This window comes from Pukyongia salina (assembly GCF_002966125.1).
In the GTDB taxonomy this organism is placed as follows: Bacteria; Bacteroidota; Bacteroidia; order Flavobacteriales; family Flavobacteriaceae; genus Pukyongia; species Pukyongia salina.
Window position 1 is genome coordinate 1,961,251 of record NZ_CP027062.1, and the last position, 21,202, is coordinate 1,982,452.

Genomic DNA, 21,202 nt, shown 5'->3' on the forward strand with positions numbered 1-21,202 from the left:
AAATTCTGTTCTACAAGTATGAAGAAATACATTATTGGTTTTATTTTATTAGGCTTCGCCTTGTTTTTCTTCGGAACCGATAAAGGCAGAATGGCCAAACAAGTGGCCAAAAGCTATCTCGTTAAACCGGTTTATATCAATGAGGAAGGAACTACAATTTCACAACGATGCCTGCTTCCTGAAGGATTTGTACGTACATCTTATCCTGAAGGATCTTTTCAAAATTATCTACAGCAATACCGCTTGAAACCATTTGGTGCCAAAGTGATTAATTATAACGGAGAGGATTACTTGTACCAAGGGGGGCATGTTGGTGTCTTGGAACTCCCCGTGCCCGATAATGGACTTCAGCAATGTGCAGATGCGTTAATACGGATCAGGTCGGAGTATTTATGGCAGCAGAACAGAAAGCAAGAGATCGGCTTTAACTTTACTTCAGGCCATTATTGTTCCTGGCAGCAATATGCCGATGGGTTTCGGCCTATAATAGATGGAAACAAGGTGACTTTCAGAAAAACGGCCGCAAAGGATCATTCAGAAGCTAATTTCTATAGATATCTTAATTTAATCTTCATGTATTCAGGAACGCTATCTCTGTACGACGAATTACCACAGGTAAAAGCCGTGGATGAGGTGGAGGTAGGAGATATGCTCATTTATCCCGGTAGTCCGGGTCATGTGATCATGGTTGTGGACAAGGCAATGCACACTAACGGCAGGAAATTGTTTATTTTTGCACAGGGAAATACACCCGCCCAGAGTGTGCATGTATTGAAGAATCCAAACGATGGCAATTTGAGTCCGTGGTATGAGATAGAGATTGGTGAATATTTGGAAATTCCCACCTATTATTTTAATGAAGTAAAATTTGTGCGATTTAAATAATGTCTGAACCATTAACAAAACAAGAGTTACATTACCTCGCCATGAACATTGTTGGCAAGGATCTGGAAGAACAGGGTTTCGAATTTTTAGGCGTGAATAGCGAACTTAAAAAGGACCCCCAGTTTGTCGCATTGAAAAACAAGGATCTCCACTTTGTGATCGTTAGAGCCACTTCATACCCTCAGGACGCACATGTCTACGACCCCGTACTCATGGAAACCATAAAAGCGCATGCGGCAAAGTTTGAGGCTAAAACTTATTATGCAGGGGTAGGCCTGGGGCATGGTTCAGATTATGCAAAGCCGGTTATTAAAGACGAAGATTACACGCTGGTGTATAAAGGTATTCAGGAAGTATGAGACAGTTTACCGCTTTCGCGATCTGCCTGTTGGCAGTCTTTTCCTGCGAAAAGGAACCACAGCCTCCCGGAGTGTTAAGTGGTGAAGCATTTGGAACTACCTATAATATATATTATTATGCAAATAATGAGTTCGATGCCGTTAAAGGAGTGGATTCTGTAATATATGCGGTGAATCGTTCGGTGAGTACTTATATGCCTCAAAGCGATATTAGCCGTATAAATAAGGGAGATTCTACCTTAGTGGTAGATAATATTTTCAAAGAGGTTTTTATGCTTTCTGAAGAGGTTTTTATTGCTTCGGAAGGGTATTTCGATCCAACCATAGGGGTGCTGCGAAACGCGTATGGCTTTGGAGATGTAGCACCTCTATCCGAAATTAATGAGGTTACCCTGGATTCGCTGCGAGCATTCGTTGGATTTGATAAAGTTAGCCTTACTTCCGAAGGGACCATTAAGAAACAACGGCCCGAGATCTATTTCGATTTTAATGCTGTGGCAAAAGGGTATGGTATTGATCAACTTGGTGCGTATTTCAGCTCCAAAGGCGTTACGGATTTCCTGATAGAACTTGGAGGCGAGATCCTCGCAGCGGGTAGTAATACCCATAAGGGACAACCCTGGGTTGTGGGAGTAGAATCGGTAAGCTCTGATCTTGAGAACCGGGGATACGATGCGTTGGTTTACCTCACAGATGAGGCTATGGCGTCATCCGGTAATTACAGGAAATACCGTATTGATCCGGCAACCGGTAAAAAATATGTTCATACCATCGATCCTTTAACCGGGATGGCAAAAGAAAGTAACCTTACCAGTGCTACTTTAATTGCCTCCAATTGTGCTACCGCCGATGCGTACGCCACAGCTTTTATGGCTATGGGGCTGGAACGCAGTAAGCGCTTGCTGGAAAATTCGGAAGAATTGGAAGCGTATCTCACCTACATGGACACAACGGGTTCTCCCGAGGTATATATGACCGAGGGTTTCAGAAAAAAAATAAAAAAAGATTAACGCTTCAGTGTGAAATGGCCACGAACTTCCCGGCCGTCGTTCATAATTATAGAGAACCAATAGTCGTTTGAAGGAACGGCAACCCCATTGTCATCGGTACCATCCCAACCAACCATATCTAATCTAATGCCGTTGAGCACTCTGCCATAGCGGTCGAAAATAAGGATCTTACTACCCGGAAATTCCCAAATACCTTCAATTTGCCACGTATCGTTGATACCATCACCATTCGGGGTAAAAAATCGTGGATAGTCGAGCACGAGGATCTCCACTTCGATCGCACCACAACCCTTTTTATCGCGTACAGTTATGGTATGATACCCTCTTCTCAATCCATCGAAGAAATTTTCGTCCTGAAAAGGAAGCAGGTCGTCCAACTGAAACTGATAATCGCCATTTCCCTCTACACTAATGGTGGCTCTATTATCCATTCCCCTGAAATCTTCTACTACCACATCGGTTATGGTTGCGATCTCGGAGGAATTCACAAAAGTGGACGCACGAACCTTACATCCCTGTGTATCGGTAACATTTACCCAGTAATCACCTCCGTCGGTAATCTCTATAGCGTACAGGTTTGGGCCTTCCTCTCCTGTGCTCCATTGGTAGTAGGCAAAACCAGCCTGGGTGGCTAGTGTTACAGGATCGGAGCTATTATTGCATACAAAAAGGTCGTCTGGTAAGGTTACAGTAAAGGGTTCTTCTACTCGTATCTCGAAATCGTTTATATCTACACAGCCCGAATTATTATTCTCTACACGGTAATAGATTTTCATGGGATTGGCAATATTCGTGTACGGACTAACAATGGGGTTGATCCCTATATTGGCGTCGTTCAGGGATTGGTGGAAGGTCACTGTCATATTTGTCTGGCCTTGCAGGATGTCTGGAATAAGGGGATCGAAATTAAACTCGGTTGCCCCATCTACTATCTCATCCATCTCACATGTTGCCAGATCTGTAACCGGGTAAGCGAAGGGTTGTTCGGGTAGCACAGCCGAACCTGTCATTTCCATAGAAAATCCTCCCGATCCATGTGGACGGTCTATAAGTACCAGGTATTCTTCTCCTGCAAGCACATCGAGGTATTGCAGGTATCCGTTTCCGTCTTCTCCCGGACCTTCAAAATGATCGGTTTCGGTTAAGTTTAATCCGGTATTGGCAGACACACCTGCATTTTGAGGATTCGTGCTGGAACACCTAATTGCACTGCCAAGCATATCACAGCTTACATTTGGACCATAGATGGCGAAGTCATAGTCTGCCGAACTACTATCCGGTATAAGATCGAAGGTGAGTTGTCCCGATTCTTCGATCACGAATCGCAGCCAAATGGTATTATTATTAAAATCGTAACAAGGCGGACGAATATTGCCGGGAAGGGAGAACTCGTCGAAACCTACCCCGTCCGGTTCCAATCCAAAGGAGGTGTTCCCACATACAAGGATCGCATTGGTACAGTCGCTGGGACTTTGCCCTAGTGCGATGGTACCAACAAGAATTGCGATTAATATGTAGCTAAAACGGTACATGGGTTCTTACAACGACAAAGGTAGTCAACATAAAAGTAGCTAAGCGGTAGAGAAAACACAAAGAAAGAGGGTCGCTGTTTATAAATTCAGACTATTGGCGGGTAGTAGCGAAGTACAGTATTATAACTTTTTACAAACCGGTAAAAGTTCGCCCTTGGCCAGGCGATATCTGTCGATCTGTTCATCGGTAAACGAAGAAGTGTAATCCCGGGCTTCTACTATAAATCCGGTTGCCTCTAATTTCTCAAAATAATCCATTCCATACACCCGTACATGATCATACTGCCCGAAAATACGTGCTCTTTCCTTTGGATCTGTGATGGAATCATCCTCGAAAGTAGTGTTCCGGTCACGATCGTATGGCACTTGTAGAATAGCCGTTCCACCGGGAGCCAGGACCCGGTACAGTTCTTTCATAGCCTTCATATCTTCAGGGATATGTTCCAGGACGTGGTTGCAGATAATGAAGTTAAAACTATTATCATCGAAGGGTAAATTGCAAATATCGGCTTTTACATCGGCGATGGGCGAATTGAGGTCTGTAGTGGTATAATCCAGGTGTTTTATTTTTCTGAATCGTTTCAGAAAAGCTTGCTCTGGTGCAAAATGAAGTAGTTTCTGTGGCTGTGTAAAAAGATCTGTTTCATTCTGAAGGTATAGCCAGCACAGACGATGGCGTTCCAGGGAAAGTGTTCCGGGCGCGAGCACATTCTCCCGCACTTTCTCGTAACCATAGGGAAGGAATTTTCGATAAGAATTCCCATCGATGGGATCGGTGTACTTGTTTCCTCTTAGAAAAAAAGCCAGTATAGGGCGCGCTACATAGCTGAGGCGAATTAAAAACGGTCTAGGAAATAGATTCAGAAAAAATTTAAAGATTTTTTGCATGGTCTGGCTTGTTAAAGCACTAATTCCTTCTGCCTGAATTCTTTCTCTTCATCACTTTGAATACCGAGGGCTTCATATACATAGGCAAAGGTGGAAAGCAATTCCGGTTTGCCATCTACAAGGGCGACATCGTGTTCGAAATGCGCACTGGGTTTACCATCCAGGGTTACAATGGTCCAACCGTCTTTCAACTGTTTTACTTTATGGGTTCCCATGTTGATCATAGGTTCGATGGCAATGGTCATTCCTTCGATAAATTTCTTACCTCTCCCGCGTTTGCCGTAATTTGGGATCTCCGGATCTTCATGAAGTTTGGTACCAAGGCCGTGACCTACCAATTCCCGAACCACTCCATAACCGAAGGACTCGCAATAATTCTGGATAGCATAACCAATATCACCAACGCGATTCCCTTTTTTAAACTGCCTGATACCACGATAAAGAGATTCTTTGGTTACTTCAAGTAATTTTCTAGTCTCTGGAGCAACTTCTCCCACTTCGAAAGTATAGGCGTGGTCTCCATAAAATCCGTGTAATACAGCACCACAATCAATGGCTACAATATCGCCTTCTTCCAGAGGAATATCGGTAGGGAGTCCGTGAACCACGGCTTCGTTAACACTGGTGAGGAGAGTAGAAGGGCAATCGTATAAACCAAGAAACCCGGGAACTGCCCCTAAGTCGCGAATAAAAGCCTCGGCCTTCTCGTTTAGGCTATTTGTGGTCACACCTGGTTTAACTTCACTGGCCAGCATACCCAAGGTCTTTGAAACCACTAGGGCGGCTTCTCGCATTAGTTCTATTTCTTCAGAGGTTTTAGGTATGATCATACATCTTATTTAAAATGGGAACCAGCTTTTCTTTTGTTTTTTGGTCTTAACTTCAGGTGGTTTTTCACCTATGAGTAACTGATATATTTCACCCCAGCCTTTCAATCCCCCAATATTGCGATCGTCGATAAAATAATCGGCGTTGATCTTTCTGCTGTATTTTGGGTCGAAGGTCTCTTCAGGGAAACTTTTATTCACTGCGTAGAAAGTTATTCCGTTTTCCTTACAAAAAGCTACCGCGTCATCCAGATGTTTACCATTCCGATAGGTCCAGAGAATTAATCTATGTCCTTCTTCCTGAAGTTTCTTCATGGTTTCGAAAGCAAAGATTACTGGTTTTCCTATTCCTGGATATTCATCTTCCACGATTGTTCCATCGAAATCTACCGCGATGGTATACGTCTCCTTCATGCTAACTGTAGGTTAAACGGCAAAAATACAAAGAAATCTAACGATACTGAAAGATTAGACAAGCGATTCCCGCGACATTACATCCGGTTTTTCGATCCCCATCAATTTCAGGATTGTTGGCGCAATATCGCCCAGGATCCCATCTTTTACAGCCTTAATGTCGTTGTCTGCAACGATAATAGGTACCGGATTGGTGGTATGCGAAGTATGCGGAGAACCGTCGGGATTACGCATGGTCTCGCAATTGCCATGATCTGCAATAACAATGGTTGTATAGCCTTGCTGAAGCGCCGTTTCCACGATATCGTGACTGCATCGGTCTACGGTCTCACAGGCTTTAACGGCAGCATCGAAGTCGCCTGTGTGCCCCACCATATCGGGGTTTGCAAAGTTCAGGCAAATAAAGTCGGCCGATTGTTTTTCGATCTCCGGTATGATCTTATCCCTAATATCGAAAGCGCTCATTTCCGGTTTGAGGTCGTAGGTGGCCACTTTAGGAGAGGGGCATAGAATTCGGCGTTCTCCATCAAAAGGTATTTCCCGCCCTCCGTTGAAGAAGAAGGTCACGTGTGGATATTTTTCAGTTTCGGCGATACGGATCTGAGATTTCTTGTTCCGCGACAATACTTCGCCGAGCGTGTCGTGCAGATTATCCTTATTGTACACCACCTTAACGCCTTGAAACGAATCGTCGTAATTAGTGAGTGTAACATAGTAAAGCGGAAGTTTTTTCATTACAAAATCTGGAAAGTCTTCCTGTGTAAGTACCTGTGTTAGTTGTCTTCCCCGGTCTGTTCGGAAATTAAAGAAGATCACTACGTCATTTTCTGTAATGGTGGCCACCGGATTTCCGTTTTCCGTCATCACGATGGGTCTGAGGAATTCGTCTGTAATTCCCATATCATAGCTTTCTAAAATGCTCGAATTGGCGTTTTCGGAAGGATTCCCTTTACCATAGATCAACAGATCGTACGCCTCTTTAACACGTTCCCATCGTTTATCCCTGTCCATGGCGTAATATCGACCAATTATGGAAGCCAGTTTCCCTCCTGTAACCTTTAAATACTCCTGTAAGGATTGTATGTATCCTGCTCCCGACCGCGGGTCAACATCTCTACCATCGGTAAAGGCATGAACGTACATATTTTTCACACCCTGTTGCTGGGCGGTGGATAATAAACCTTTTAAATGGTCTATATGAGAATGTACACCACCGTCTGATAAAAGGCCGAGAAAATGAACTTTCTTATTATTATCTATTGCGTACTGGAAAGCATCGGAAAGCGTCTTTTCATCCTTCAGCGTATTATTCTCGATCGCAAGGCTGATCTTTGCCAGATCCTGGTACACAATACGACCCGCGCCCAAGTTCATGTGCCCCACTTCACTATTACCCATTTGTCCTTCGGGAAGGCCTACGTTCAATCCATCGGTTCGAAGTGATGCGTGTGGAAATCGATCGTAAAGTGAATCTATATAAGGGGTATTTGCCCTGGCGATAGCCGATACAGTTGGATCCTGTGTAATTCCCCATCCATCCAGAATGAGAAGCAGTACTTTCTTGTTCATAATACAAAGGTAAAAACAAAATCCCGCCTAAGCGGGATCGTTCGTTGGATTTTAAGGTTATCCACCATATTTTTCAATGGCTTCTCTTATTCGTTCAATTCTGTTATCCGGATCGGGATGAGTTGATTGAAATTCGGGAGCCCTGTTGGGACCTGCAGCTTCTTTCAGAATTTCCATTACTCTTATCATTTCATACGGATCGTATCCGGCGTTCATCATGATAAGGACGCCGAGGTCATCACTCTCAAGTTCATCACCACGGCCGTTTGTAAGCAGTGTATTCTGGCCAATTCCTGCGATAAGATCTCCGGCATTGGCTCCTACATTTGCACCTTGAGACACAGTTTGCCAAAATTCGGTATTGGCAATTCTCTCAGAAGAATGCCTCCCCAGTACATGACCTATCTCGTGGCCCAGTACTCCGGCCAGCTGATCTTCGTTCAGCTTTTCGAATAAGGCATAAGTTATAAAGATCTGGCCACCGGGTAGCGCAAATGCGTTGATGGTCTGATCGTCTGTCAATAAATGAAATTCGTATTGATATGGGCTTTCGGCTGCCACACTGTTTCTTACAAGCTTATCACCTACACGGTCCACATAAGCCTGTAAGCTTTCGTCGGGATAAAGTCCGCCATGTTGAGCGGCCATTTGAGGTGCACTTTGCACACCTAGCATAATTTCCTCTTGAGGATCCAGAGCGATCGCTTGCTCTCTGTTAGTGTAGGGATTAGTTTCAGTACTCGCACATTTTCGCATGAAGGCAAAGGCTACGATGGCCAGGCCTATGAAAATTCTAATTTTCCAAGTATTTCTCCTACTCATCTTTGAAGTGTTGAATATTATAAAGTTACAAAAGATCGGGGTTGATGTCCAATATATTTTCAGAAATATACCTCTCAATAAATTCATCGGTAAAATATTTCGAACCCTTGATTTCCATATCTCTAAGTAATTGCTTTACATCCATTTCCCTGTATGCTTTCAGCATTGGTTTTGAAACCGGCGCATAACTGAAATGCCAGGGTTCGTATGCAAATCCCTTTCGATGCGGGTTATCGGTAAAGACCTCATAAAACCCGAAGGACTCTGCAAATTCATCCATCCAATCCTTTAATTTGCAATACGGTCCATTACCGTGATAGTGATCTGGTACTAGCAGATTCCTTGGTCTGGGTGCGTTGGCGTCTATTATATCTATATCGGTGCCCCAGTGATGGCGGGAGGTTCCGGGAATGGTAGAATACTCAATGATCTTTTCTAAAGCTGCTTCAGGTGATAAGCCTTGTGCTGTGTACCGATCGTACTTTCCTTCATAGATCTGCTTTTGTCGCTCGAAACTTCTATAGGAAGAAACAGATTCAATTCTAATTCCAACTTTCTCGGCGGCAGCCTGCATGCGTTTAAACCAAAGAAGAGAATCCTTATGCATTCTTGTGGTGTAGGAGTCGCCCACGATGTCTGGATTTCCTTTTCCAATAAGTTGATCACGGGTATATAATGTTTGTTCCTGAATAAAAGAATATTGTGGAAGCATTGCTAACCCCAGGCCGGAATAAAAACATGTTTTTAGAAAATTGGAACGCTTCATGGATTACAGATTATCAATTTCGGTGCCGCTATTAATTTCATATGGGATATTATCTTTCACAAAGACCCTGCATGAGTGATTTCCACGTAATACCACTTTATCACCGCGAACTTCAAGCCAACTACCTTCTCGCAGTCCAACCACGGGGATCGTATTTTGTGTATGAAACTCCTTGATCCTGGTTTCACGGGTCTCCCCCATGTGAGTACTCGACGGATCGGGATCCAGATAATGAGGATTAATATTAAACGGGATAACACCTAATGTTTTAAAAGAAGGTGGATAAACAATAGGCATATCGTTTGTTGTTTGCATATTAACACCGCAAATGTTACTACCGGCACTCGTGCCAAGATAAGGTGTTCCGTCGAATATAGCAGCACGCAGAGTGGACAACAGGCCCAGATCATGCAGCATTTTTACAAGCAAAAAGGTGTTGCCCCCTCCAGTGAAGATACCATTCGCCTTTTGTATAGCATCTATAGGATCTTCATAACTGTGGATGCCTTTTAGGGTCTTGTTAATTTTTCTGAAGGCTTCATTTGCCTTGGAGGTATATTCATCATGACTTATACCTCCCGGTCTTGCATAGGGGATAAACAGGATTTCGGAAGTATTTTTATATAGTTCTGAAACAGCACCGAGCAAATATTCCAGATATGCTTCACCGTGAATAGTAGAAGTACTCGCAACGATCAAATTCTTCATTAGGATCAAATATTTGATAAATTTAACAAACACTTGTGTGTTTTTTTAATTCGCACTAAATAATTTGCAGTTGTGAAAATTATAATCCTCTTCCTGTTTGTATCACTTCCTATTGTCGTATTCGCTCAGGACGGGGAAAAGATTCTGCTTCAGGGAAAGATAACGAACGAAAAAGATGTGGAGGGGATTCATATCCTGAATAGATCTTCGCGTTACAATTCGGTTACAGACCCCTATGGTAATTTTGCCATCACTGTAAAGCAGGGAGACACCTTATTATTTTCTTCGGTTCATTATAGCCCCTATGAAGCCGAAGTTACTGCAGAGATCTTCGAGAGAGGATTACTTATCGTAAGTTTAATCGAATTGGTAAACGAACTGGATGAGGTGATCCTAGGTCCGGATCTTTCGGGTAATCTACAGGCCGATCTTGAAAAGATAGAAGTTAAGGATCCGGTGAATTTTCAGGACCTAGGACTTCCTGGTTTCACTGGCACACCACAGGAAAAGATCGTTCCTGTAGCCACAGCTTTTTTTCCAACTAATGTCAATATAGAAGCGGTTTATAAACACCTTAGTGGATATTATCGTAAATTGAGGCTTCGCCGAAAATGGGATGCCGAGAATCTGGCCGTCGCCTCTATGATCGATTTTTATACGCCTGCCTTTCTGGATGAGGTATACGGTATTCCCGAGGACAGAGTTTACGATTTCGTATTATTTTGTGTCGAATCCACAACAATCGAGAGCGAATTCTATGCGGGCCGATATGATAATGTACTTTCCGAATTTCAATCGAAAAGCTTGTTATACCTGGATCGAATGGCAGAAAAAAAGGAATGAAAATTGTAACGTTGTTAAATTAAAAACGTCATACAGACTTAGAAGTTTCCCAAAAATGAAATTGATTAAAATACCTGTTCTTCTCCTATTGCTCCTTTTGCTTACTTCTTCCACAGCTCATAAATTTTATGTGAGTATCACTATGATCGAATTTGTGGAAGAAAAAGAATCGTTGCAGATCATTTCAAAGATCTTTACAGACGATATAGAAGATGCGCTCCAGGAACGATATGATAAGAGTTTACGATTGGATTCTAACAAGGAAACCAAAAAAGAGGAGATGTTCTTAAAGGAATATTTAAAAAAGAAGATACATTTCAACGTAAATGGTAAACCGGTAAACTATACCTACATAGGTAGGGAATACGAGATAGATATAACCAAAGTTTACCTAGAGATCACTGGAGTATCTCAAGTAGAAAGTCTCGAAGTCTCTAATGAGGTCCTAATGGAATTGTTCGAAGAACAACAGAATATTGTTCATTTTAAAAATGGAGACAGTAGGCGCAGTCTTGTGCTGGAAAAGGAATATCCTAAAGGAATGTTAAACTTCAATTAAACTACCCTTCAGAAAACTATATAAAAACTATTTTTAACACCTGATAAATCAAAATCAAAACCTAATGAAATTTTTGAAATACTTATCCCTGGCTCTCATCGTAATGGCCACGGCTACAACCTTTTCACAGGATGATAGTGAAGTAAAAGAAGAGCGCAAACCCGGACATTACAATGAGAATCGTTTTAAGCAATTGTACGAAGAATTTTCAACGCCTAATGTGTTTAGAACTGCGAGTGGTGCCCCGGGACCTCAATATTACCAGCAACAGGCAGATTATGTAATGAACATAACCCTGGACGATAAGAATGCACGTCTTTATGGGACAGAAACTATTACTTACACCAATAATTCTCCGGATGTTCTTGAATATCTATGGGTTCAGCTTGATCAAAATGTTAGAGCGGCCGATTCTAAATCTCCGCTTATAGAAGGCAGCGGTGCGGTACCCGCAGATCTGGCAAGTAATTTTGTGGGTCAGTATATGGGTGCTCCCTTCGACGGAGGGTTTAAAATACAAGAGGTAAAAGACACCAATGGGAAAGACCTTCCCAGAATGATCAATCAAACCATGATGCGGGTTGAGATGCCGAAAGATCTTAAACCGGGTGAGAAGTTTAGCTTTTCCATAAAATGGTGGTATAATATTCCGGATCATACCATAGACCGCGCCAGAAGTGGATACGAAGTATTTGAAGATGGCAATCGCGGTTATGTGATTGCACAATTCTACCCTAGAATGGCGGTATATAACGATGTGGAAGGATGGCAGAATAGTCAGTTTTGGGGACGGGATGAGTTTGCGCTACCCTTTGGGAATTTCGATGTGAGTATCACTGTACCGGCAGATCACGTTTTGGATGCCACAGGGAAATTGCTAAACCGTAAGGAAGTTTTTAGCAAGGAAATGATGAAACGCTACGAGCAGGCAAAGAGATCCTATGATACACCTGTACAGATAGTGACTGAAGCAGAGACAGAGGCTGCTTCAAAAGGATTTTCAACAGCAACTAAAACCTGGAAATTCAGAGCAGAGAATGTACGCGATTATGGAATCGCTACTTCGCGCCGCTATATGTGGGACATGATGGCCGTTAAGCTTGGAAATAAGGATGTGATGGCGGTATCTGTATATCCGCCTGAAGGAAATCCGTTATGGTCCGAATGGTCTACCAAAGTAGTGGCCAGTACCTTGAAGTCCTTCTCTCGAATGACCTTCGATTATCCGTATCACAAGGCGATCTCTGTTCATGCCAAGAACCAGGGAATGGAATACCCTATGATATGCTGGAATTACGGGCGCCCCGATAAGGATGGCAATTATAGCGAAAGAACCAAATATGGAATGATGAGTGTGATCATCCACGAAGTAGGGCACAACTACTTCCCAATGATCGTTAACAGTGATGAAAGACAATGGACCTGGATGGATGAGGGGTTAACCACCTTTGTTCAGTATATAGCCGAGCAGGATTTTGGTGAAGCCTATCCAGAAGCAATTGCTCCCAATAAAGCCTATCCTTCCAGAAGAGGCCCTGCAAAGAATATTGTAAGTTATATGGCAGGAGATCAGGATTATTTGGCACCTATTATGACAAAAGGACTCAATACCTATAATTTTGGTGCTAACGCGTATTCCAAGCCGGCAACAGGTTTGAATATTTTAAGAGAGACGATCATGGGTAGGGAACTTTTTGATTACGCCTTTAAAACTTATGCTCAACGCTGGATGTTCAAACATCCTACACCGGAAGATTTCTTCCGTACCATGGAAGATGCCTCGGCTGTTGATCTGGATTGGTTCTGGAGATCCTGGTTTTACACTACGGATTATACAGACATAGGTGTAAAGGAAGTAAAGAAATACTACGTAACCTCCAAGATGAATAAAGAGATCAAAGAGATGATGGAACGAAGAGGAATGACCGAGAGCGATTTGCCACCTCTGGTATATCTTGTTGAGGAAGGTAGTGAGGACTTCGACGAAAGTATGCGAACCGCTACCCTGGATGATGTAAGTACGTTGAAGGAATATATCATGGATAATATTCCGGAAGATGAAAGAGCCAACTTAAAAAAACCAAAATACTTCTATGAGGTAACTTTCGAGAAACCGGGAGGAATACCTATGCCGATCATCGCAGAGTATACATACAGCGACGGTAGCACAGAGAGAATTACGTATCCACCTCAGATCTGGCGAAAAAATGATGATGCTGTTGGGAAAGTTATCGCTTCCGAGAAGGAGATCACAAAGATAGTGGTGGATCCGGATGAGGAAACAGCCGATATCGATACTTCGAACAACAGCTGGCCAAGACGCAAAAAACTAGGTGAGTTCGACACATTTAAGAATAAGGTCAAAGGACAATAGTCTTTTTAAGAACCCCGCCAACCGAAGCGGGGTTTTTTTATTTCATCATACCAATTACGATAATCTTAGGTATATTTGTATCATGATGGCAGCAACTGTAATACCTCTCTTTATTAGCGGTGCGGAGATCGCTTTTATTCTCTTCATCGTACTCATGGTATTTGGTGCCGATAAGGTACCCGAAATAGCCCGTGGACTGGGAAAAGGGATGAGACAGATAAAAGATGCCACCAATGATATTAAGACCGAGATTACCAAAAGTGCCGAAAAGCAAGGTATCGATATGGACATTACCAAAGATGTTCGTAAGGAGATCGATAAGGTAAAAGAAGAGGTGAAGGATGTCGCCGGCTCGGTAAAGCGCAAATTCTAAATGATCGAACAAATCAAGAGCTGGGATCGCGAGCTGTTTATATGGCTCAACAGTCTGGGCATAGAATCCTATGATGCCTTTTGGATCTTTGTTACTCAGATCGAAAGCTGGATCCCCCTGTTCCTTCTGTTCTTTGTACTAATCATCTACTTTCACAAATGGAAGAAAGGCCTTGTGGTCGTTGCCTTCGTACTGGTAACATTTGGTATTACATTACTTTTTACGGATCTAACCAAAGAGTTCATAGGGCGATTGCGACCCAACAATAACGAACAGTTTGCCGGGTTGATCAGGATCCTTCAGAAGCCAACAACTTATAGCTTCTTTTCAGGACATGCTTCCTCCAGTTTTGCTATAACAACCTTTGTATATTTATCATTAAGGAAGCACACCAGGTGGATCATACTTGCATTTATCTGGCCTTTAATATTTGTTCTTAGCAGGATCTACGTTGGTGTTCATTACCCAAGCGATATTATAATCGGTACTCTGGTAGGAATCATTATGGCTTTAATATTCTATCGCATTTCTAAATACGTGCTTAGTAAGGTTTAATTTTTTTTCTGAAAAACCCCTGCATCAGATACAGGAAAAACCCCCTTGATTACAGGTCTTTTCCACCTTTTTTCCACCTATCGTTTTTGTGTAATCCCTTTGATGTCAAGGCGATAGGCTAATCTTACATTCGCTCCGAAGACTTGGCAACTGTATTTCAGTAATTTATATCTAATTTTACGTAAACCCTTAAACAATAAGAACATGAAAAAACCACTACGATTAATAGTATCGACCCTTTCGGTTATTGTACTACTGCTTAGTGTGGTTTCCTGTGAAATTAAAAAGGAAGCTCCTCAACAAGCCATCAGCCTAGATGAAGCTGATAATCTCGAAGAAGAATTTAAACAAACCAGGTCCAGGATCCTGGACAGTGCGCTGGGATTTCAGGATACCAGAGACTTTTGGTTCTCCCTTGACACCCTGAAAAAATATATCGAATATGTGGAATACGAAGGAAAGAAGATGGGAAAAGAGAATTTGGGAATCCGAATTTATTTTGCAGCTTACCCTCAACAAAGTAATTACCCCGATCCGGGATATTCGACTGTTTTCTTAGTACCAACCGCCGAGGCTGCACCTAACCCCTTAAAACAAGGTTTCTTTCCGATGCCAGTGGAAAATGAGGCCCTGGACAGCTTGAAAGCGCTAAACTTTTCTCAGGGAGGAAGGCCGCCTAACGACCTATAGAAAAAATGAAAATAGCGTATTTATTTTTCATTCCACTCTTTCTGGAGTTATTGGCGGCGATCGTCGCAACCATTACCTATAGAAAGTATTCCGGCTCGAATGAAAAATATTTTCTCTATTTTCTTTGGTATACCTTCCTGATAGAGATCACCGGTACCCTTATTGGCTATGCTTTCGAAGCGGATAATTACTGGGTGTATAATGGTTTTATCATTTCTAGCTTCCTGTTCTACTTTTACTGGTATTACAGTATCCTAAAAAGAAAACGTTTCAGACAGACTATTGTGATTTTTACTGCGGCTTTCTTGTTAGTTGCAACCTACAGCCTTATTTACGAGGATTGGTCTGCATATCATAGCTATACATTTTTAACAGGTGCTTCATTTGTGCTTGTACTTACAGTGTTTCATTTCTATAAATTATTGAACAGTGATGAAGTTCTCATTGTAAAACATAAACTTAGTTTTTGGATCTCAACTGCCCTGTTGCTGTTTTATATGGGGATGATCCCACTAATGTTCTTAACTGTATACGCAGATCTTAACGATATTAGCTATCTCATTATAATTTTGAGCATGAATCTCATTTTGTATGGTTGTTATATAATTGGTTTTCTATGGACGAAAAAGGAGTACAATCGTTTCTAATAATCTTTTCGGTGATTGCCTTTTTGTTAGCGCTCACCGTGATCTTATTGTTTGCTATCTTTCAGAAACGGAAGAATAAATTATTACGTGAACAGCAAGATGCCGAAAATCGTTACCGTGAAGAGATCATTGAAACCCAAATTGAGATCAAGGAAGAAACTTTACGAAACATCAGTTGGGAATTACACGATAATATAGGGCAGCTACTCACGCTATCCAAGATCCAGTTGCAAAATGCAGATGACAAGCCGGAGCGTATTCAGGAGGCTTCAGAAACCATTGGACAGTGTTTGGAAGAACTTCGCAGTTTGTCTAAACTTATAAATCCGGATACTTTCAGCAATCTCTCATTAGTGGAAGCTCTCCAGCTGGAAATGGAACGATTTAACAGGATGAAATACCTCAAGGCGAGTCTCAGTTTCAGCGAAGCAGATTTCTCCCTCGATAACAAAGTAGAATTGATTATCTTCCGTATGCTTCAGGAATTTTTCACCAATACAATAAAACACTCCAAAGCAGACGTTCTAAAAGTAAACGTCGAATTTAAAGATGGTGTACTGAAGATCGAAGCAAGTGATAACGGAATTGGTTTCGATTCCGAAATGAAGAATGCAGACGCCGGCATTGGCCTGATGAATATTAAGAATCGCGCAACCCTAATAGGCGCAGATGTAGAAATACTTTCTAAAGAAGGGGAGGGAACACATTTCAAACTAACCTATAAAAAGAACGAATTATGAGTTATTCGGTAGTTGTTGTTGATGACCATAACCTTTTATCGCAAGCTATAGGGGGTTTAGTGGACGGATTTGATAAGTTCTCGGTGCTGTATACCTGCAAGAATGGCCAGGAATTGATCGATAAACTAAAGAATCCCAGGAATATTCCGGATATAGTCCTTATGGATGTAAATATGCCTATTATGAATGGCATAGAGGCGACTTCTCATCTATATCGCAACTTTCCGCAAGTGAAAATACTAGCCTTGTCCATAGAAGAAGATGAGGATACCATCCTGAAGATGTTAAGAGCAGGGGCGAGGGGATATCTCATGAAGGACGTAAAAAAATCTGAATTACAGGTGGCGTTGTTAGAACTTATCGAGAAGGGATATTACCATACCAATACAGTGGCAAAAGTTCTGGTGGATTCGTTGTCTGGCAAGGAACGAAGTATAGATACTCTAAAAGAGCGCGAGATCGAATTTATTCGTCATGCCTGTACCGAAAAAACCTATAAGGAGATTGCCGATGAAATGTTCCTGAGCCCGAAAACCATCGAAGGCTACCGAAACTCTATCTTCGAAAAACTGAATTTGAGAAACAGAACAGGACTCGTGATATATGCAATCAAGCACAAGATCTTCGTGCCTTGAGAATTATCGCACCCTGCTAATAGTGAGTCCGTCGCGTATAGGCAAAATTACTGTCTCCAGTTTAGGGTGTTCGTTCAAAATTTTATTATACTGCAGCAAGGCTGCGGTATCTTCATCATCGGGTTGTAGTGGTTCGATTACCTTGCCGCTCCAAAGCACGTTGTCACTTAAGATCACGGCTCCTTTTTCCAGCCTGGGAAGAAGCAATTCCAGATAGTTTGGATAGTTTCTTTTATCGGCATCGATAAAGACCAGGTCGAATCTTTTTTTTAGCTTCGGAATGATTTCAAGAGCGTTCCCCGTATGCTGCATAATTCGATCTCCTACGCCGGATCTATCGAAGTATTTTCGTTGGAAATCGTGTAACTCTTCGTTAATATCAATGGTGTGCAATTCACCATTGTCACTCATACCTTCGGCAAGACATAGGGCAGAATATCCGGTATAGGTACCTATTTCGAGAATATGTACAGGTTGGATCAATTTGGAAAGCATACTTAAAACCCTGCCCTGAAGATGTCCGCTTAACATACGCGGAGCGAGTACTTTTTGCCAGGTTTCCCTGCTCAATTCTGTTAATAGTTCAGGTTCGGGTTGCGAATGTGCTACTACGTAGTCGTCTATCTTTTCGGGTAGAAAATCCATTATTCACCCAGTATTCGTTTTACCATTTTAGCTTTGGATTCTTCATCTTCACCGTACAGCCATTGAAGAACATTGTCTTCCCAGATCTGATCGCATTCTTCAGCGGTAAGTATCTTTCTCTCCTTTGCAAGATCGAGTATCTTGCCTGGATAAGAGGATTGCGATTCACTTTCCATCTCACCCAGAGGGTAAGGGTCGTCCAGTCCCATTACCACTTGTTTGGAACTTTGGTTCTCAACAACCAGTTTTAACGATCCCGTGTCGTGTACCAGGGTATCGAAGAAAATATTTTTATGCCCCACAGACTTACGTGGATGAACCTTGCCTTCGAACAGGTCCGGACGTCCGTCGAAGCCTTGTATTCGTCGTCCCAGATTGATCTGTGCCAATTGCCCACCATGAGCGAAACAGGTCCTCATGTTGGGAAATTTATCGGCGTAGCCGTTTAATGTAAGGAAATGATAGGCATCTGCACATTGTGCCAGCATCCAGATAAGGTGAAAGCGCCAGGCTGTGTTTTCCAGTTTTATAAATTTCTCTCCATCGTAGGGATGAACTTCAACAGCCAGGTTATACTTTGATGCCATTTCGAATATAGGTTCATTTTCCTCATCGAAGATACATCGCCAGGTCCCTATGGTATCCATATAGTGAGTAGGCAGGCATAGTAATTGCATCCCCAGCTCTTCCACACAGCGCTCGATCTCCCAAAGTGCTCCGCGAACAAACCCCGGGTGAACTACAAATCCACAGGTGAATTTAGACGGATTATCATGCTGAACCTGGGCGTTGAAGTCGTTCTGAAAACGCAAGGCCTTTTTCATTTCTTCAACTCGAAGACCATTTCCGTAAAGTTGGGATAGGTTGAGTACAACAGCATGGTCGATCTTGTTACGCTCCATCCATTCCAGTTTCTCATTCAGAAAAAAACTAGAATCGGTAACAGGCCTGCTCCAATCCTTTTGAAGCATGAATTTTCTGTCCTTATCTACCCAGAAAATCCCTTTGTCCTTCATAAACTGAGGAATCTGCTCCGGATAGGGAAGAAGATGTGAATGGCCGTTAATTCTAAGTTTTCGTCTCATTAGATAAAGTTACAAACTTTTAGTCCTTCCACCATCCACGGGGAGGTTTATTCCATTAATATAACTGGCAGCCTCACTAGCCAGAAAAGCCACCGCATTAGCGATCTCACCGGGTTGTGCAAATCTGCGCGCTGGTACCAGATTCTTCATCCAGTCTGAAGCTTCAGCCTCGGATTTGCTGAGTCTTTTGGCAGCTTTTGCAATAATATCATCCAGTCTGTCTGTAGCCGTAAATCCGGGAAGAACATTATTTACTGTGATCCCGTGAGGGCCGAGCTCGTTTGCCATTGTCTTTGCCCAGCTTGCTACGGCCCCGCGTATGGTATTACTCACTCCCAGGCCATCAATTGGCTGTTTTACAGAGGTGGAAATAATATTGATGATCCTTCCGTAATCTGCTTTCTTCATTCCGGGAACCACTGCCTGTACAAGAATATGATTGTTTACCAGATGTTGCTCGAAGGCTTTACTGAATTCTTCCGTTCCGGCGTCGAAGATGGGACCGCCTTTAGGACCACCTGTATTGTTCACAAGAATGTGAAAGATCTTATCCTGAGTAGCAATGTCGATCTTTTTCTTTACTTCCTCAGTCTTACTGAAATCGGCAACAAAGTAGTTGTGCTTTTGGCCTTGATCGAAGGGTAATTCGATGAGTGTTTCCTTTAATTTCTCCTCATTGCGTGCTACCAATGTAACGGTTGCTCCCATGGATGCCAATTCGATAGCGGTGGCTTTTCCTATTCCGGCAGTACTACCGCATACAAGTGCATTCTTATTGGTTAAGTCTAAATTCATAATGTCTGGGCGTCATATTTTATACATACATTTTTTGGTTCTGTGAAGAAGCGTAATGCCTCGAAACCTCCCTCGCGACCTACCCCGCTGGCTTTTACACCTCCAAAAGGTGTACGGAGGTCCCGGTTGAGCCAGGTATTTACCCATACGATGCCTGCTTCCAGTTTCCGGGAAACCCGCATGGTACGGTCTATGTTGCTGGTCCAAAGTGTGGAAGATAAACCGTAGGGAACGCTATTAGCCATAGATAAAGCTTCCTCTTCCGTATCGAACGGCATTAAAGTCACTACCGGGCCAAATATCTCCTCTTGATTCACCCGGCACTGGTCGTCGTAAACCTCTATTACAGTAGGTTGGAGGTAATATCCTTTTTCCGAACCTTCTACGGTCACTTCGTTTCCTCCATATAAAATTTTACCACCTTCTTCTGTTGCGATCTTTATATACGACTGAACCTTTTCCATATGTGGTTTGGATACCAAGGCACCAATCCTGGTCTCTGCATCGAAGGGGTTACCCACTTTCAGATCTTTTACACGGGCGACAAAATGGGTTTTAAATTTTTCGTAAATGGGACGTTCCACAAAGATCCTGCTTCCGCAAAGGCAGATCTGTCCCTGATTAGCGAAAGAAGACCTAACGGTAACTTCCAGCATAGTTTCATAATCACAATCGGCAAAAATGAGATTAGGGTTCTTTCCTCCCAACTCAAGAGATAGTTTTTTAAACATTGGAGCCGCTGTCCTGGCAATATGCTCCCCTGTTTTAGTCCCTCCTGTAAACGAAATAGCCTTAATATTTGGGTGCGCCACTATTGCCTGACCCGCCGAGGGGCCGGTACCGTGAACAATATTAAGTACACCTTTTGGTAAACCGGCTTCTGTAAGGATCTCACCCAATAAAAAGGCGGTTTTTGGAGTTACTTCACTGGGTTTCGCCACAACGGTATTCCCAGCAGCAATTGCCGGGGCTACCTTCCAGGTGAATAAATACAATGGCAGATTCCAGGGTGATATACATCCCACCACTCCAATAGGTTGCCTCAAGGTAAAATTCATGGTGTTTAAACCAACACTTTCGTGGGCTTCACTAGAGAACTGGGTGATCGCATTTCCGAAGAACCTAAAATTAGAAGACGCCCTGGGAATATCCACAGCTTTAGCCAGGCTAAGCGGTTTCCCATTGTCTTCGGCTTCGGCATGGGCCAGTTTATCCAGATTTTCTTCAATAAGGGATGCGATCCTTAATAAAATACGACTGCGCTCTTCAATAGTAGTATTACTCCATTGAGGAAAAGCAGCTTTGGCCGCCTTATATGCTTTCTTAACATCGGCCTCGTTCGAATTCGCTATTTTTCCATATACTTCACCCACCGACGGATTATAATTATCGATCCACATTCCGCTTAGAGGTTCGCAATATTCACCGTTGATATAGTTCGTTATTTTTTCCATGCTTTTGGGCTGGGATTTTTCACTTCT

24 protein-coding genes are annotated in these 21,202 nt (G+C 42.6%); 12 read left to right on the forward strand and 12 right to left on the reverse strand.

The features are described from left to right. Positions 1–18 precede the first annotated feature (18 nt). From C5O00_RS08830 to C5O00_RS08840, 3 genes are read left to right on the forward strand one after another with little or no spacing between them, the layout of a single operon-like run. Positions 19–885: a DUF4846 domain-containing protein gene (locus tag C5O00_RS08830; RefSeq protein WP_105216513.1), complete on the forward strand. Its 867-nt coding sequence runs from the start codon at positions 19–21 to the stop codon at positions 883–885. Continuing rightward, positions 885–1,244, forward strand: coding sequence for a DUF8840 domain-containing protein (locus C5O00_RS08835; RefSeq protein WP_105216514.1), 360 nt, complete (start codon positions 885–887; stop codon positions 1,242–1,244). Before C5O00_RS08830 ends, C5O00_RS08835 begins: the two co-directional genes overlap by 1 nt. Further along, positions 1,241–2,254, forward strand: a complete 1,014-nt coding sequence (locus tag C5O00_RS08840; RefSeq protein ID WP_105216515.1) for an FAD:protein FMN transferase — start codon at positions 1,241–1,243, stop codon at positions 2,252–2,254. The genes C5O00_RS08835 and C5O00_RS08840 overlap by 4 nt, the downstream gene beginning before the upstream one ends. On the opposite strand, the gene C5O00_RS08845 is transcribed toward C5O00_RS08840, so the two are convergent. The 8 genes from C5O00_RS08845 to pepE all read right to left on the reverse strand — a co-directional run bounded on the left by C5O00_RS08845 (position 2,251) and on the right by pepE (position 9,780). Continuing rightward, positions 2,251–3,786 carry a T9SS type B sorting domain-containing protein gene (locus C5O00_RS08845; RefSeq protein ID WP_105216516.1) on the reverse strand — a complete coding sequence of 512 codons (1,536 nt, stop codon included), beginning with the start codon at positions 3,784–3,786 and terminating at the stop codon, positions 2,251–2,253. The two genes, C5O00_RS08840 and C5O00_RS08845, sit on opposite strands and share 4 nt — an antisense overlap. 120 nt (positions 3,787–3,906) lie before the next feature. Further along, entirely contained in the window at positions 3,907–4,674 is a 768-nt protein-coding gene (locus C5O00_RS08850) for a class I SAM-dependent methyltransferase (protein WP_105216517.1), read from the reverse strand. Positions 4,675–4,685: 11 nt separating this feature from the next. Continuing rightward, a complete protein-coding gene (gene map / locus C5O00_RS08855) occupies positions 4,686–5,504 on the reverse strand; it encodes a type I methionyl aminopeptidase (protein ID WP_105216518.1) in 819 nt (272 codons plus the stop codon). 9 nt (positions 5,505–5,513) lie between these two features. Then, on the reverse strand, positions 5,514–5,915 hold the full coding sequence (locus C5O00_RS08860) for a BT0820 family HAD-type phosphatase (protein ID WP_105216519.1): 402 nt from the start codon (positions 5,913–5,915) through the stop codon (positions 5,514–5,516). A gap of 54 nt (positions 5,916–5,969) precedes the next feature. Further along, a complete protein-coding gene (gene gpmI, locus C5O00_RS08865) occupies positions 5,970–7,484 on the reverse strand; it encodes a 2,3-bisphosphoglycerate-independent phosphoglycerate mutase (protein ID WP_105216520.1) in 1,515 nt (504 codons plus the stop codon). 57 nt (positions 7,485–7,541) lie between these two features. After that, the gene (locus tag C5O00_RS08870; protein WP_105216521.1) at positions 7,542–8,306 is read right to left on the reverse strand and encodes a M48 family metalloprotease; all 765 of its coding nucleotides are present in this window, start codon (positions 8,304–8,306) and stop codon (positions 7,542–7,544) included. Positions 8,307–8,331: 25 nt separating this feature from the next. Further along, on the reverse strand, positions 8,332–9,072 hold the full coding sequence (locus C5O00_RS08875; RefSeq protein WP_105216522.1) for a M15 family metallopeptidase: 741 nt from the start codon (positions 9,070–9,072) through the stop codon (positions 8,332–8,334). Between the two features lie 3 nt (positions 9,073–9,075). Continuing rightward, the gene (pepE, locus tag C5O00_RS08880; protein WP_105216523.1) at positions 9,076–9,780 is read right to left on the reverse strand and encodes a dipeptidase PepE; all 705 of its coding nucleotides are present in this window, start codon (positions 9,778–9,780) and stop codon (positions 9,076–9,078) included. Positions 9,781–9,852: 72 nt separating this feature from the next. Between pepE and C5O00_RS08885 the strand changes: the two genes are divergently transcribed. From C5O00_RS08885 to C5O00_RS08925, 9 genes are all read left to right on the forward strand, one after another. Further along, complete coding sequence (locus C5O00_RS08885) at positions 9,853–10,623, forward strand: hypothetical protein (protein ID WP_105216524.1); 771 nt, start codon at positions 9,853–9,855, stop codon at positions 10,621–10,623. A gap of 55 nt (positions 10,624–10,678) precedes the next feature. Next, positions 10,679–11,182, forward strand: coding sequence for a DUF6702 family protein (locus C5O00_RS08890; RefSeq protein WP_105216525.1), 504 nt, complete (start codon positions 10,679–10,681; stop codon positions 11,180–11,182). 64 nt (positions 11,183–11,246) lie between these two features. Further along, on the forward strand, positions 11,247–13,556 hold the full coding sequence (locus C5O00_RS08895; RefSeq protein WP_105216526.1) for a M1 family metallopeptidase: 2,310 nt from the start codon (positions 11,247–11,249) through the stop codon (positions 13,554–13,556). An 82-nt stretch (positions 13,557–13,638) separates the two neighbouring features. Further along, a complete protein-coding gene (locus tag C5O00_RS08900) occupies positions 13,639–13,929 on the forward strand; it encodes a Sec-independent protein translocase subunit TatA/TatB (protein WP_244592963.1) in 291 nt (96 codons plus the stop codon). Next, positions 13,930–14,484 carry a phosphatase PAP2 family protein gene (locus C5O00_RS08905; protein ID WP_105216527.1) on the forward strand — a complete coding sequence of 185 codons (555 nt, stop codon included), beginning with the start codon at positions 13,930–13,932 and terminating at the stop codon, positions 14,482–14,484. Positions 14,485–14,688: 204 nt separating this feature from the next. Next, positions 14,689–15,174 (forward strand): hypothetical protein, encoded by a 486-nt coding sequence (locus C5O00_RS08910; RefSeq protein WP_105216528.1) that lies wholly within the window; start codon positions 14,689–14,691, stop codon positions 15,172–15,174. Between the two features lie 5 nt (positions 15,175–15,179). Beyond that, complete coding sequence (locus tag C5O00_RS08915; RefSeq protein ID WP_105216529.1) at positions 15,180–15,821, forward strand: hypothetical protein; 642 nt, start codon at positions 15,180–15,182, stop codon at positions 15,819–15,821. Then, positions 15,791–16,561 (forward strand): sensor histidine kinase, encoded by a 771-nt coding sequence (locus tag C5O00_RS08920; protein ID WP_105216530.1) that lies wholly within the window; start codon positions 15,791–15,793, stop codon positions 16,559–16,561. Before C5O00_RS08915 ends, C5O00_RS08920 begins: the two co-directional genes overlap by 31 nt. Next, the gene (locus C5O00_RS08925) at positions 16,555–17,196 is read left to right on the forward strand and encodes a response regulator transcription factor (RefSeq protein WP_105216531.1); all 642 of its coding nucleotides are present in this window, start codon (positions 16,555–16,557) and stop codon (positions 17,194–17,196) included. The genes C5O00_RS08920 and C5O00_RS08925 overlap by 7 nt, the downstream gene beginning before the upstream one ends. A 3-nt stretch (positions 17,197–17,199) precedes the next feature. Here C5O00_RS08925 and C5O00_RS08930 read toward each other — a convergent pair whose 3' ends face one another. The 4 genes from C5O00_RS08930 to C5O00_RS08945 are packed head-to-tail and all read right to left on the reverse strand — an operon-like array spanning position 17,200 to position 21,175. Next, a complete protein-coding gene (locus tag C5O00_RS08930) occupies positions 17,200–17,841 on the reverse strand; it encodes an O-methyltransferase (protein WP_105216532.1) in 642 nt (213 codons plus the stop codon). Beyond that, positions 17,841–18,926 (reverse strand): amidohydrolase family protein, encoded by a 1,086-nt coding sequence (locus C5O00_RS08935; protein ID WP_105216533.1) that lies wholly within the window; start codon positions 18,924–18,926, stop codon positions 17,841–17,843. The genes C5O00_RS08930 and C5O00_RS08935 overlap by 1 nt, the downstream gene beginning before the upstream one ends. Positions 18,927–18,935: 9 nt before the next feature. Next, positions 18,936–19,721, reverse strand: coding sequence for an SDR family oxidoreductase (locus C5O00_RS08940; protein ID WP_105216534.1), 786 nt, complete (start codon positions 19,719–19,721; stop codon positions 18,936–18,938). Then, positions 19,718–21,175, reverse strand: a complete 1,458-nt coding sequence (locus C5O00_RS08945) for an aldehyde dehydrogenase (protein ID WP_105216535.1) — start codon at positions 21,173–21,175, stop codon at positions 19,718–19,720. Before C5O00_RS08945 ends, C5O00_RS08940 begins: the two co-directional genes overlap by 4 nt. Positions 21,176–21,202 lie beyond the last annotated feature (27 nt).

Bases quoted from the DNA above. Each gene is read 5' to 3' on its own strand.
- C5O00_RS08870 (WP_105216521.1), bottom strand. From the start codon at position 8,306: ATGAGTAGGAGAAATACTTGGAAAATTAGAATTTTCATAGGCCTGGCC.
- C5O00_RS08915 (WP_105216529.1), top strand. From the start codon at position 15,180: ATGAAAATAGCGTATTTATTTTTCATTCCACTCTTTCTGGAGTTATTG.
- gpmI (WP_105216520.1), bottom strand. From the start codon at position 7,484: ATGAACAAGAAAGTACTGCTTCTCATTCTGGATGGATGGGGAATTACA.
- C5O00_RS08900 (WP_244592963.1), top strand. From the start codon at position 13,639: ATGATGGCAGCAACTGTAATACCTCTCTTTATTAGCGGTGCGGAGATC.
- pepE (WP_105216523.1), bottom strand. From the start codon at position 9,780: ATGAAGAATTTGATCGTTGCGAGTACTTCTACTATTCACGGTGAAGCA.
- C5O00_RS08850 (WP_105216517.1), bottom strand. From the start codon at position 4,674: ATGCAAAAAATCTTTAAATTTTTTCTGAATCTATTTCCTAGACCGTTT.
- C5O00_RS08935 (WP_105216533.1), bottom strand. From the start codon at position 18,926: ATGAGACGAAAACTTAGAATTAACGGCCATTCACATCTTCTTCCCTAT.
- C5O00_RS08905 (WP_105216527.1), top strand. From the start codon at position 13,930: ATGATCGAACAAATCAAGAGCTGGGATCGCGAGCTGTTTATATGGCTC.
- map (WP_105216518.1), bottom strand. From the start codon at position 5,504: ATGATCATACCTAAAACCTCTGAAGAAATAGAACTAATGCGAGAAGCC.
- C5O00_RS08945 (WP_105216535.1), bottom strand. From the start codon at position 21,175: ATGGAAAAAATAACGAACTATATCAACGGTGAATATTGCGAACCTCTA.
- C5O00_RS08835 (WP_105216514.1), top strand. From the start codon at position 885: ATGTCTGAACCATTAACAAAACAAGAGTTACATTACCTCGCCATGAAC.
- C5O00_RS08895 (WP_105216526.1), top strand. From the start codon at position 11,247: ATGAAATTTTTGAAATACTTATCCCTGGCTCTCATCGTAATGGCCACG.
- C5O00_RS08930 (WP_105216532.1), bottom strand. From the start codon at position 17,841: ATGGATTTTCTACCCGAAAAGATAGACGACTACGTAGTAGCACATTCG.
- C5O00_RS08920 (WP_105216530.1), top strand. From the start codon at position 15,791: ATGGACGAAAAAGGAGTACAATCGTTTCTAATAATCTTTTCGGTGATT.
- C5O00_RS08860 (WP_105216519.1), bottom strand. From the start codon at position 5,915: ATGAAGGAGACGTATACCATCGCGGTAGATTTCGATGGAACAATCGTG.
- C5O00_RS08840 (WP_105216515.1), top strand. From the start codon at position 1,241: ATGAGACAGTTTACCGCTTTCGCGATCTGCCTGTTGGCAGTCTTTTCC.
- C5O00_RS08845 (WP_105216516.1), bottom strand. From the start codon at position 3,786: ATGTACCGTTTTAGCTACATATTAATCGCAATTCTTGTTGGTACCATC.
- C5O00_RS08910 (WP_105216528.1), top strand. From the start codon at position 14,689: ATGAAAAAACCACTACGATTAATAGTATCGACCCTTTCGGTTATTGTA.
- C5O00_RS08830 (WP_105216513.1), top strand. From the start codon at position 19: ATGAAGAAATACATTATTGGTTTTATTTTATTAGGCTTCGCCTTGTTT.
- C5O00_RS08875 (WP_105216522.1), bottom strand. From the start codon at position 9,072: ATGAAGCGTTCCAATTTTCTAAAAACATGTTTTTATTCCGGCCTGGGG.
- C5O00_RS08940 (WP_105216534.1), bottom strand. From the start codon at position 19,721: ATGAATTTAGACTTAACCAATAAGAATGCACTTGTATGCGGTAGTACT.
- C5O00_RS08890 (WP_105216525.1), top strand. From the start codon at position 10,679: ATGAAATTGATTAAAATACCTGTTCTTCTCCTATTGCTCCTTTTGCTT.